The following is a 12,242-nucleotide window of genomic DNA, read 5'->3' as shown; positions in this document are numbered from 1 at the left end:
AAATATGGATACATTTGGCTGGCTTGAGGATGAATCAGTTTTAGGCGTGGGTACAGGCTTAGGTTTGTTAATGATCGGAGCAGCCAAGAAATTGACTACAGGAAAATCTTATGGGATTGATATTTTTAATAGTTATGACTTATCCAACACTTCAATTGAACAAACGAAAATAACTGCTGAACTTGAAAATGTTTCGCAGAAAATAGAGATACTAAAAGAAAACAGACTTAAAACTACTTTTGGCGACAGTTCGTTTGAGCTCACTATGTAAAATTTATGCTTGCACAATTTGTATAAAACCGAAGAAAGAGAAACTGCTTGTACAGAAATTTTTAGAATACTTAACCTAATGGAACCGTATTCATCTCAAATTTTAAAAATACAGGAGAGTATAAAAGAACGTTTGAGGCACTTGGCTTGATGGCAACAAAAGAAGGTGCTTATGTTTTCGATACTTTTCCGTCTTTGACGATTATTGTTGCTACACAAAAAATAGAAAGGTCGCAAACGAGGTATTATTTAGGCCATAGCATTACCCTATTTAGACTTAAAGTACTATAACTATTTCAAAAATTAATTAACCTTTGACACAGATTTTATTTATATTAAATCTCATATCATTATATTCTCTAATTGATTTTCAAACATGAGGGAACGGATATTTTGTAAACTGATCTATTTAAAAGATTCGTAAAGCCACCAATTTGTTATGGATTTACGAATGTTATTTAATTCGGCTTTGCGAAATGCGTAAATTTAGATGTTACCTGCAATTTTAGGACGACAAAATGAACCGACACCCATATAAAGACTTGACAATTGAAGTGCTTGACGAGCCTACCTACAAATTTGGTTCGACAGACAATAATTTCAATTACTCCAAGACCTACTTTGGTGACAATGGAGAACAATACCCGACATCTAAACACGGAATAAAAATTTATCGGGACGAACAAATTATTAACAGTTGTATTGTTATCGGCTCAGGCGGTGCGACAGGTATTAATCAAAACTCATCACTTGTTGACAATGACCGATTAGTAATTTGTTGTTGCAACACCATATTTAGTTTGACAATTGCTGACCTTGAATTAAGATGGCAAACGCAGGTCGACCAAGCAACTTGCTTTGAAATTTATAAGTTGCAAAACGACTACATTGTTCACGGAGAAATTGAAATATCTCGGATTGACAAAGAAGGAAATATTAAGTGGCAATTTGGTGGCTCGGACATTTTTGTTTCGTTTGACAATGACGAAGCTTTTAAATTAAATGCTGACCATATTGTATTGACAGATTTTTATAACATAAAATACAAAATAGACTTTGACGGAAAGGTTATCTGGTAATCACATGGGCAGACAGAAAAAACTGCAGGTAACAGCACCTTGCCAAAAGCGGGCCGTTCGTGGTTGCAGAAACTTTTAGGCTCTTAATAAACATTAGTGCAATTTGACAGGTTTGTGCTTCTAAAGCCACGCCTTCGGCAAGCTGCAAAACGTTAGCAGTAACTCTAACTGACGACAGCACAACCAAAGACAAATAGAAATATGAAAATATTTTCATTCTTAAAGAAAGACAACGCCAAACCGACCTACAAATGTTCTTGTTGCGGAAAGGTTTATGAGGAGTTGCCTCTTTGCTTTGGGTCTGACTATCCTGACTATTACTTTTCTGTTCCACCAAACGAACGAGAAAAACGAATTGAACTTAAAGAACGTTTGTGTGTGGTGGACAAACTACATTTCTTTCATCGTGGTAGGTTGACAATTCCAATAACTGACCATAACGAGAATTTAATTTTTAACGTGTGGACATCAATCAGTGCGGACAACTTTGGCAAACGAATGGACTTGTGGGAAGACCCAAATAGGACAAAAGAAGAACCATATTTTGGTTGGTTACAGACAACTGTTCCGACCTATGGCGACACATTAAACATCAAGACAATTGCGACAGAACAAGAAATTGGACTAATTCCTGAAATCAAATCAATTGAAGAAGGACATCGTTTGACGATCGACCAAGAAAACGGAATTACATACAAGAGAGTGGTAGAAATAGTGGACGAAATAATTAGACGACAACACAATGCGAATTAAAACTACAATGATGATAGAAGAGCTACTGCTAACATCGGTTTGGCAATATGGCGGCTGAAGTGCTTCTATGAAACATTTGTGCAATGTTCAACAGTGTAAGCTCCCCTGTTTTTCAGACCATTCAAAAGTATAATTTTGTCCTCAAATTTCCTGTAATAAATCTACAGGAGATTTGAAGTTCAATGCTTGATGTGGTCGATGGTAATTGTAATCCATCATCCATTCCTCTACTTTCTCCCTTACATCATCCAGGGAGTGAAATATGTATGCATTTAACAATTCTCTTCTGATGCTTCCATTCAATCTCCAACGCTCTGATAACCCGCAAGGACGGCAGTGAATAATCTATCTCAATAGCTAGCATCTCTCTGTTGTAATCATCAGCGATGTTCAACAACCTAAATTTCCTTCCATTCCAAAGCGCATCGCTCATAAAATCCATGGACCATACCTCATTTATAGTTTCTGGTACAGACAAAGGCTTCTTGACTCTTTCTAGCAGCCTCTTTTTTGCCCTGCGGCGGATATTAAGCCTCATTGATGTATAAATCCTATAAATCTTTTTATGGTTCCATTTAAGCCCTTTTCGACGCAATCGGTAGTAACACTGCCAGAAGCCTATGGAGACGTGCTTTTCAACAAGAAGTGAAAGCGCATCAACTACTTCACTATCATCCCGTCGTTTATGTTGATAATAATGTTTGCTGCGGTTCAATCCAACGCATTTACAGGCCTGACGATGGCTTATCCTTTTTACCATTTCATCCACTAAATCCCTTTTTTCGTCAGGCGTTAAAGCTTTTTTTCTACAGCCTCCTTGAAAACTTCATGCACGAGGCTAAGATTCGCATACATTTTCTTTAAAAGTGCATTTTCTTCCTCCAATGCCTTAAGTTTTGACAACTCTTTTACTTCCATTCCGCCATATCTCTGGCGCCATTTGTAAAAGGCTGCTGTACTTATTCCTAACTCTCTGCAGAGATCGTGCACATTCTTGCCATTCTCATGTTCCTTGATTGCTTTTACAATCTGGGATTCCGTAAACTTGATTCTTTTCATATTGCCAATTAAAATTAATAGTTTTTCTAATAGCCTCGCTGCGCTCGGTCTAGAATTCTACTTTTAACTGGTCTGAATTTGGGGAAGTGCACAGTTCTGGCATTTTCTATTCAATCATTTGGACAAAAAAATAAAACCTTAACCACTGCAGAACAATAGGTCTATGAAACAAATAGAAAAGCACTAAGAGACGAAAGAGAAGAACTCAAATTTCAACAACGGTTTGACTCATTGACAACCACGTTAGTAGACGAATGTAGAAAGAAATCAGGCATATAACAGCACCTTACCAAAAGCAAAGCGGATGTGAAAATGTATATTGAAGCAATTAATAAACAGTAGTGGTAATTTGCTCAGCTACAACAGAATACTCATATTAACAAAACATATTGTAAACTATCAACCTTTTTTCTTTAAAATTGTCCGTAGTTGCATCTTTCGATTCCCAATAAAGTGTGATTTCGCTCCTGACAACAATACATGAATAAAGTAATATTTAGATTTTGGTTAACTAATCTCGCAGCAGGTATAGCTCTATATATCATCTTTAGAATTGTGATATCGGAAACAAATCATGAGGACGGAGATTTTTGGATGTGGCTTTTACAGATTCTAGATATACTGTTAAACTTAGCCTATTCGTTTATATACCTAATCGCGATGGCGATTTGTTCATCCGTGATTTTCCTTAACTTGATTGATAAAATAAGAAATAACTTCTACCTATCGGTATTAACATTTCTGGGATTACCAGTATGCGGTGTCATTTTTATCGCAGGAGTTATGATAACTGAAAAGCTTTTAGAACACGATGAGGTTACCATATTTAGAAATCTATTAACCTTCTCAATAGCCTATCTACTATTTACCACTTTACAATTCTTGCTATTCAGAAGAAAAATAAACAAACAGGGTTTTAATGAGGTAAAGAGTTTGAGAAAAGAATAGGTTAAAGAACACAAGTAGCCATGCCATTTAAATGCAACAAACCCATCGATTTCTCGATGGGTTTGTTTTTAATCGGCTAATTCTTTAATAAATTTACCGTCTGCATTATACCAAACATTCACATCGGGTGTGCCTTCAATATCTACCTTATAAGTAATTTTGCCACCAGTATTTATCCAGTCTACATCCTCAATTCGTCCTTTCGGATATTTAACTTTAATACTTTTTGCTATTGAAGCAGGCAACTGATTATTGGAGATGTCTTTTTCCTGCGATACAACTTTTCCCATACTTGTATAAGTTACTTTGTGATCAACTTTTGCTAAATCGAAGTCAGCTTCATAGTTTCCACCCTTCATTTCCCAATCAGTATCAGTAGCTTTTGGAAAAGCCTTCATAAAAGCATTTTTTACCGCTGCAGGTACTTTGCTTTTGTCTATATCTTGAGCATTGCTGCTGGCCACTCCTCCCACCAGGAAGAATGCTGCCAAAATGGTGCTTTTGTAATTCATATTAAAATAACATTAGGGTATAAAAAATGTTTGAATAGTGCTTCAGTGATATTTGTTGGCCATTAACAAAAATAGCTTACGAAATCGTAAGCCATTTTATACTGAACAGAAATTTTATAAATTACTTTCCGGTTTTCTCCACATCTCGATCCATCTCTACCAAATCAACTTCCGCCGGATCAGAAAAATCGCCAATCAGGTACTTGTTAAAATGATCTGCTAATTTCCAGAAGGCATATTCTGTCATATCGCCGAAACCGTGACGCTGACCAGGGATTATCAGAAAATCGAAGCGTTTGCCAGCTTTCATTAAGGCGTTAGCAACCCGAATGGAGTTTGCCGGATGTACATTATTATCTACATCGCCATGCATTAATAATAAATGACCTTTTAAATTTTTTGCCAGATCAGGGTTTTTGTCAATGCTATATTTAAATGAAGTATCACCTTTTAGAGATACAATTTCCTTTACGCCATGGTGCTTTTCACTCCACCAACGGTTGTAAATACTATTGTCGTGGTTACCCGCATTAGAAACTGCTGCTTTGAAAAAGTTAGGATAAACCAACATGGCAGCGGTAGACATAAATCCACCACCTGAATGACCGGTGATGCCTACTTTTGTATCATCGATATAGTTGTATTTAGCGGCGAGTTGTTCAATTGCAGTTTTCTTATCTGCCAAACCATAATCGCGAAGGTTTCCGTAACCATAAGTGTGGTACCATTTCGATCGTGAAGGATTTCCCCCGCGGTTACCAACTGTAATCACTATATAACCAAATTGCGCCAGGCGTTCAGTGCGATCCATTGATTTACTGAAAGCTTTATTCACCGCTTCTGTTTGAGGCCCAGGATAAACATATTCAATAATTGGATATTTCTTATTCGGATCAAAATCAAATGGTTTGTACATTACACCATAAAGGTCGGTAATTCCATCATCAGCCTTAACAGTAAAAGGTTCAGGAAATTTATAGCCTGCAACCATTAATAGCGATAAATCAGCAGTTTCCAAATCCATTACTTTTCTACCGTTTTTATCATTTAAAGTAGATTTCGGCGCCGTGTTTACCCTCGAATAATTATCAACGAAAAAAGTATTATTATCATTCATACTGATGGCGTGATCGTAATCGCCTGCATTTAACAATTTAAGGTTGGAACCATCAAAATTGATGCTATACAAATGCAAATAATATGGATCCTCTTTAGCCTCTCTCCCATTGGCTGTGAAATAAAGTATGCGATTTTTTTCATCGATATTCACAATGCTTTCGCAGTGAAATGAACCTTTGGTGATTTGATTCTTTAGCTTTCCATTTCCATCAAATAAGTATAAATGTGCCCAACCATCGCGTTCACTCCAGTGGATTAATTCTTTGCCATTGTTTACCAAACCAGGGCGATTAACCTCTACGTAAGTATTAAATCGCTCATCAATCAATGGCGTAACTTTGCTTGTGGCGATATCAATTGTTCCAATATCAATTCGTTTTAAATCGCGGCTGGTACGTGAAAAATAAAATCTGCTGTCATCACCTAACCAAATGGAAGGACGAAATTCATTATCACGATCTTTTGCCAAAGAAGGTTTGCTCCAAACTGAAACACTTTGATCTTTAAAAGCTGAAACATTTAATTTCTTGAAGGATTTCGCTGCAAAATCGAACAACAAAATCTCGTCTTGAGGTGCCTCAGCTTCGCCCGGCATTTGGTATTTATAAGTTTCTAAAGTGGGGCGACCAGGTGTAACGCTATTGATTACCCACAAATCTTTAACCTTGCGGGAATCGGTACGATTTAAGATGAAATATTTAGCATTTGGTGACCAAAGCACATAAGCACCCCTACGTTTTTTATTGTTTTTTTCGTTTTCTACATTGTTTTCACCATCTCCATCACTTCCATAAGAATAAAATTTAACCCCATCTTTTGTAAGCTGATGTTCGACAATGGTACTATCGTCTTCGTTTTTAACAGCTTTTTTATAGTTATCCTTATCCATCCAATACAGGTTGTAGTTCCGGGAAAAAATTATTGCCGATGAATCTGGCGCAACAGCTCCCCAACTTGGTTTTGGTTTTGGTTTGCTGAAGTTTGCAACCTCCGTGAGTTTGGCCGAAGCCAGATCATATTTAAATGAAAAGATTTTCTTCTGTAACGAATCGGCCGCTTTTTTATCTTTACGATCGGGTTTTATTTCATCGATAGAGCTTTTAACCTCAAAAGAAATACTTTTCTCATCGGCAGCAAATTTCAGATTTTCCAAAGGCAGGTGTTCCGCATCAAAGGGATCGCGTACAATTAGCGTAATGTCTGCAGCAATTTTGGCGTTATCAAACATTAATTTTTTGCTTTTAGCAGCCGGATCTACTAAATACCAGAATTTTCCTTTCGGACTTTCGAAAGTGTACCAAAAACGATTGCTCAATTTTAGCCAATGCGGGTCGACTGAGGTAGAATACACCATTTTCTTCAACTTATTTGGCGAAAATCGCGAAGCAAGTTGATAATTTGCCTTAGGCTGAGCCGGATTATTTTCGGTTAAAGTAAAAGTTTTGTTTTGTGCCGCTACCGTTAGCGATAAAAACTGCGCACAAAGAACGAGTTTGTAGAGTTTGTTCATCAAAGTTGGTTATGAGCCGCTAAATTATTTAATAAAAGCTGATTATATCCCCGCAGATTGTAATAAAACAGTTAGCTAGCTTTATTTTCTCATTGGGAAAATATTTATCAACAACGGTTGTTTACCTGTATAATAACTTAGCAGAATTTATAGTTTTGTAGACATATACATAAATATGAAATACAAATTATTAACGATTATATCAGCTGGAATAATATTATTTACAAGCTGTCAATCTAAATCTCAAACCAGCGATGCTGATGGTAAGGATTCTACAGCACAAGCATCCACATCGGTAGAAAATACGGAAACTGCTGTTGATGTATCGAAGATAAAAGTGGCAGATGCAAAAACGATTCTAGCCAGAAAACAAGTTCCAATTTTGTGTTATCACCAGGTAAGAAACTGGAAACCAACTGATGGCAAGGTAGGTAAAGATTATATTGTAGAGATTCAAAACTTCAAAGACCAAATGAAAATGTTAGCCGACAGTGGCTACCACACCATTTTGCCCGATCAGCTTTATGCTTACTTAAATACGGGTGCTGCGCTACCGAGTAAGCCTATAATGTTGACTTTTGATGATACGGATTTAGATCAGTTTACCATCGTAAACCCAACTTTAAAGAAACTGGGCTATAAAGCTGTCTATTTCATCATGACTGTTTCCATTGGCAAAAAGGGAAAATTTGTTGATTACATGAGCAGCGACCAGATTAAGCAACTTTCTGATGAAGGAAACGTGATTGGTTCTCATACCTACGACCACAAAAATTTTAAAAAATATGCCGGTAAAGATTGGGAGGAGCAGTTAGATAAACCAACAAAACGTTTAGAAGAAATTACGGGTAAAAAAATGACAGAGTTTGCTTATCCGTTTGGATTATGGAATGCCGAAGGAATTCCTGAATTAAAAAAACGTGGTTTTAGAATGGCTTACCAACTATCTACCAAACGCGATGAAAAGGATCCATTATTTACCATTCGCAGAATTATAGCAAGTGGTTATTGGAGCCCTAAAACATTAAGCAACAGCATTAAAAATAGTTTTTAAAGATCAATAAACCTCGGCGAAAGTCGGGGTTTTGTTTTATAAACGAAGTTCAATTAAATTTGATTTAAAGGTCCGTGCTTTAAAATCCGGCTTAGTAATAAAGAATGGGATGCCTTTGAAAAAGAATTTATTTTATCTGAAAACGCAGTATCTTTGATCAAATAAATACATCAAAAATTGATCTCGAATCTCAAACAAACTGCTCAACGCCTTCTGCTGATCACATCTATTGGATTAACATTAGCTTCTTGCAACAGCAATAGCGCTGAAGAAAAATCTGAACAAAAAAATAATGCAGGTGCAGCTGTAAACGACACCACAAAGGCCGAAGTAAAACCTGCTGATGCAAAAATGATCCTGGCCCGAAGAGAAGTACCGGTTTTATGCTATCATCAAATTAGAAACGCCTTAGCCAGCGATAGCAAACGAGCTGGTGATGATATCATTTCTCCTGATAAATTTAAACAACACATTAAAATGCTCGCCGATAGCGGCTACCACACAGTGCTTCCCGATCAACTTTATAATTATTTGGTTTATGGAACTAAACTGCCTGAAAAGCCAATCATGATCACTTTTGATGACACGGACATGGACCAGTTTACAGTTGGAAATTCTACCCTTAAAAAATATGGTTTTAAAGGGGTTTATTTCATCATGACTGTTTCTATCGGAAGAAAAGGCCGCATCAGTTATATGACCAAAGAAAACATTAAGCAATTAGCTGATGAGGGAAATACAATTGCCAGTCATACCTACGATCATAAAAACTTTGCACAGTTTACCGAAGAGGATTGGGAAACCCAGATAGACGAACCCACAAAAAAACTTGAGGAGATAACCGGGAAAAAGGTCGAATATTTCGCCTATCCTTATGGCGTTTTCAAAGCGGCAAATTTGCATAAACTGAAAGAGCATGGATTTAAAGCGGCTTTTATTTTATCTACAGCAAGGGATGAGAATTATCCACTTTACACCATCCGCCGCATCATAGATCCGGGGAGGTATTCAGCTAAAAACCTGTATTATAGCATTAATAAAAGCTTTAATAAAACAAAAAGCTAGTTCTATCTGTAACTGATGTAGATTAAGATAAAACCTTTTTATCCCTCAAAAAAATTTATTGATACAGATGAAAAATAATTTCCTTTTGTTGCTCCTAAGCGCTGCACTCTTATTTGCTTGCAACAGTTCCAAAAACGATAAAGCTGCTACAGATGATTCTGGCAAAGAGGCTACTGTAAAAACTGAACTTGAAGAAAATTTTTACAAAAGGCTTGAAGGAACAATTGCAGGAAAACCAGTCGTGATGAACCTGCAAAGATTAACTGGCGAGATTGAAGGCAATTATTTTTACGAGGGCTCTTGGTTAAACCTATCTATCGATACCCTGATAGGTAAAGATAGTGTAGTACTTTTTGAGAATAGCTTTTACGATTATTATTTTGATAAAGATGCAAAACAAAACCATTTGGGATTAAAATGGACCGGTAATGGTTTCAAAGGTACTTGGTCTGACGGTAGCGGAAGTAAAACTTTCCCGGTTTTTCTTGCAGAAAAGTACCCAGAGGGGAGTTATCAGTTTATAACCGGATCATATGCCGATTCTGTTAAAGCTTTTGCAGGTAATGATAAATCGCCCCATGCCAGTATCGGATTCGAATATTTAAAGGCAGTTAATAATGATGGTGCTGGAAAATGGCTAGATGACCAGCTTAAGCTAATTTCGGGAATCGACAAAGGAACTGCGGATAGAGCAACAGGTTTCAAAAAAATTGCTAGTACGTACCTGGAAGATTATAAAAAAGAAATTGGAGCGGAAAAAAAATCTGGTTCCGATCGTGGATATGAGCTGTGGATGAACTACTCGAGCAATAGCCAGCAATCTATCTCTTATAATCAAAATGGTTTTGTGGTTATTGATTTCTTAACGGATGCATACACAGGCGGTGCGCATGGTAACTACGGCAGCACGATGTTTTGCCTTGATGTTGTGAATAAAAAACAGATGGCATTAAGTGATATTGTTAAAATTGATTCCAACTCACTTCAGGGTTTGCTGGAAAAAAACCTTCGCAAGCAATATAATATTAAGCCTCAAGATCAAATCAGTACGGTTTTATTCGATAATTTCTTAAAACCAAACAATAACTTCTACTTCAATAAAAATGGGCTGGCGTTTATGTATAATCCTTATGAAGTTGCCAGTTACGCTCAAGGTCAGATTGTAGTATTTATTCCCTTCAGCGAGTTAAAAACCTATTTAATACCTGATTTCGCAAAAAGACTTGGAATAAGTTAATGGTGCTGATAAAGTTTTGATGGCTCGCTGGGCTGTCTCATAATCAATTTATCTACGAATCTTGTCACGTTGAGCTTGTCGAAACGCCTCAAAAGACATATTCCGCAACTCCTTCGACAGGCTACCATTGACGTTTTTAACTTTCCGTCTTTGCTTCTCCCGATTCTTCATCGGGAGAAGCAATCTCATTCGCGGTATTGTGCTATCGAATGAGATTGCTTCGTACCTCGCAATGACGAACGTTCTTAACGTCATTTTATATACACGCTGGTCTGTATTTGTAATCCAAACACCAAAACCGTGAATTTAAAATCAATTTTAAGACGAGATTGCAAATCTCGACTATCTGTGGTTACAATACGAGTATCGCTGGTCTGGATTTGCAATCCAGACCCCAGCACTGTGGATTTAAAAATCCACAAACCAATAACGAATTTGTAAAATCTCCACCGAAGAAAACCTAAAGAATTTCTTTGATCAAGTACTTATTTCCATTAAAGCTGATTTCATCGCCTACTTTACGTCCAATGAACGCTCTTCCGATGGGTGCCGCTTGAGAAACAGCGATAAATTTCTGATTCTCAAGGTTTAATTCGCCAGCACTAATGCTGATGTAAAAATTGCCCTCAGAAGTTAAAACCAAACTACCATTTTTTACTTCTTTGGCTGTATCAACATTTTCAATTTGCTGCAAAGCGATTTTTTGCTGACCCGCCTCATATAGCAATTTGCTGTTTCTATCCATTTCCTGCTGCATCATTTCACGCGTAGTTTCGTATTTATCGCCGGCACTACTTTTCGTATCGTCGTTTGATGCCTGCCTGGCTTGCAGCATGGAATACTCAATATTTTCTATTCTATTTTGAATAAAAGTTAAGCACAACTGATAAAGTTGAGATTTTAATGTTGACATATTTAGGGAAAAATATTAAATGAATATTGAAAAATAAGTGATGGAAACTAGCAAAGAGACTTGCGACTTACGCCTAATAACTCCAGACTTATTCTTCAATCCACTTTACTTTTTCTTCCATTGAACTGCGGTTTGGCATCCATGGTTTTTCGTTATGATACCCCATATAGAAAAGTCCGATACATTTTTCATTTTCGTCTAAACTTAAAAATCCTCCTAGATGATCGATTAATGGTGGCGAGCTCCAATAAGCACCAACTTTTAAACTTTCGGCGGTTAGAGCCATATTTTGAACAGCACAAGAAACCGCAGCTAACTCTTCCCATTCGGGTATTTTACCACTTAATGCCATTTGGATTGCAATGATACAAGCTGCCTGACCGGTTTTTTCGGCAAAACTATCATATTTTTTTTGAAGAAATTGTTGCGGAGAAACATGTGACTGATAAAGTCTTCCAAGCTCCTCCCCTAATTTTTTTAGACCGGCTTTTCTGATTACGGTAAAGCGCCAGGGTTGGGTTAATTTATGTGTGGGCGCATAATTGGCACTTTCTAAAATCTGATTGATCACCTCAACCGAGATTTCTTTTTTGATATAACTCGCTGGAAAAATACTCCGACGTTCTTTTATAATTTGAGATACAATTTCGTAATTGGTCATTTGGTAAAAATAGTTAAAAGCAAAAAGATTACAGCGAAAGCATATATCAAATGTGTTAAAAC

At 36.9% G+C, this 12,242-nt stretch carries 10 protein-coding genes and 1 pseudogene; 6 read left to right on the top strand and 5 right to left on the bottom strand.

Going from position 1 to position 12,242, the window contains the following annotated elements; all coding sequences use genetic code 11:
• The first annotated feature begins 4 nt into the window (after window positions 1–4).
• From ACZZZK_RS20415 to ACZZZK_RS20405, 3 genes are all read left to right on the top strand, one after another.
• Window positions 5–271 carry a 50S ribosomal protein L11 methyltransferase gene (locus tag ACZZZK_RS20415; RefSeq protein ID WP_463485731.1) on the top strand — a complete coding sequence of 89 codons (267 nt, stop codon included), beginning with the start codon at window positions 5–7 and terminating at the stop codon, window positions 269–271.
• Between the two features lie 517 nt (window positions 272–788).
• A complete protein-coding gene (locus ACZZZK_RS20410) occupies window positions 789–1,349 on the top strand; it encodes a hypothetical protein (protein ID WP_463485730.1) in 561 nt (186 codons plus the stop codon).
• Window positions 1,350–1,550: 201 nt separating this feature from the next.
• Entirely contained in the window at window positions 1,551–2,102 is a 552-nt protein-coding gene (locus ACZZZK_RS20405; RefSeq protein WP_463485729.1) for a DUF2199 domain-containing protein, read from the top strand.
• Window positions 2,103–2,243: 141 nt separating this feature from the next.
• Here ACZZZK_RS20405 and ACZZZK_RS20400 read toward each other — a convergent pair.
• The 3 genes and pseudogenes from ACZZZK_RS20400 to ACZZZK_RS20390 all read right to left on the bottom strand — a co-directional run bounded on the left by ACZZZK_RS20400 (window position 2,244) and on the right by ACZZZK_RS20390 (window position 7,250).
• Window positions 2,244–3,161 (bottom strand): annotated as a pseudogene (locus tag ACZZZK_RS20400) (IS3 family transposase).
• Window positions 3,162–4,177: 1,016 nt separating this feature from the next.
• Window positions 4,178–4,621 carry a PepSY-like domain-containing protein gene (locus ACZZZK_RS20395; RefSeq protein ID WP_463485728.1) on the bottom strand — a complete coding sequence of 148 codons (444 nt, stop codon included), beginning with the start codon at window positions 4,619–4,621 and terminating at the stop codon, window positions 4,178–4,180.
• 121 nt (window positions 4,622–4,742) lie between these two features.
• Complete coding sequence (locus ACZZZK_RS20390; RefSeq protein WP_463485727.1) at window positions 4,743–7,250, bottom strand: S9 family peptidase; 2,508 nt, start codon at window positions 7,248–7,250, stop codon at window positions 4,743–4,745.
• 175 nt (window positions 7,251–7,425) lie between these two features.
• On the opposite strand from ACZZZK_RS20390, the gene ACZZZK_RS20385 reads away from it, so the two are divergent.
• The 3 genes from ACZZZK_RS20385 (at window position 7,426) to ACZZZK_RS20375 (ending at window position 10,606) form a co-directional block, all read left to right on the top strand.
• Complete coding sequence (locus ACZZZK_RS20385; RefSeq protein WP_463485726.1) at window positions 7,426–8,304, top strand: polysaccharide deacetylase family protein; 879 nt, start codon at window positions 7,426–7,428, stop codon at window positions 8,302–8,304.
• 177 nt (window positions 8,305–8,481) lie between these two features.
• Window positions 8,482–9,369: a polysaccharide deacetylase family protein gene (locus tag ACZZZK_RS20380; RefSeq protein WP_463485725.1), complete on the top strand. Its 888-nt coding sequence runs from the start codon at window positions 8,482–8,484 to the stop codon at window positions 9,367–9,369.
• A 67-nt stretch (window positions 9,370–9,436) separates the two neighbouring features.
• Window positions 9,437–10,606: a DUF3298 and DUF4163 domain-containing protein gene (locus tag ACZZZK_RS20375; protein WP_463485724.1), complete on the top strand. Its 1,170-nt coding sequence runs from the start codon at window positions 9,437–9,439 to the stop codon at window positions 10,604–10,606.
• A gap of 460 nt (window positions 10,607–11,066) precedes the next feature.
• On the opposite strand, the gene ACZZZK_RS20370 is transcribed toward ACZZZK_RS20375, so the two are convergent.
• Window positions 11,067–11,519, bottom strand: a complete 453-nt coding sequence (locus tag ACZZZK_RS20370; RefSeq protein ID WP_463485723.1) for a 3-oxoacyl-ACP synthase — start codon at window positions 11,517–11,519, stop codon at window positions 11,067–11,069.
• 88 nt (window positions 11,520–11,607) lie between these two features.
• Window positions 11,608–12,180 carry a nitroreductase family protein gene (locus ACZZZK_RS20365; RefSeq protein WP_463485722.1) on the bottom strand — a complete coding sequence of 191 codons (573 nt, stop codon included), beginning with the start codon at window positions 12,178–12,180 and terminating at the stop codon, window positions 11,608–11,610.
• Window positions 12,181–12,242 lie beyond the last annotated feature (62 nt).

The organism is Pedobacter sp. AC163, from assembly GCF_979258665.1.
Note: the sequence above shows the minus strand (reverse complement) of the source record. Positions and strands in the feature narration are given on the sequence as shown.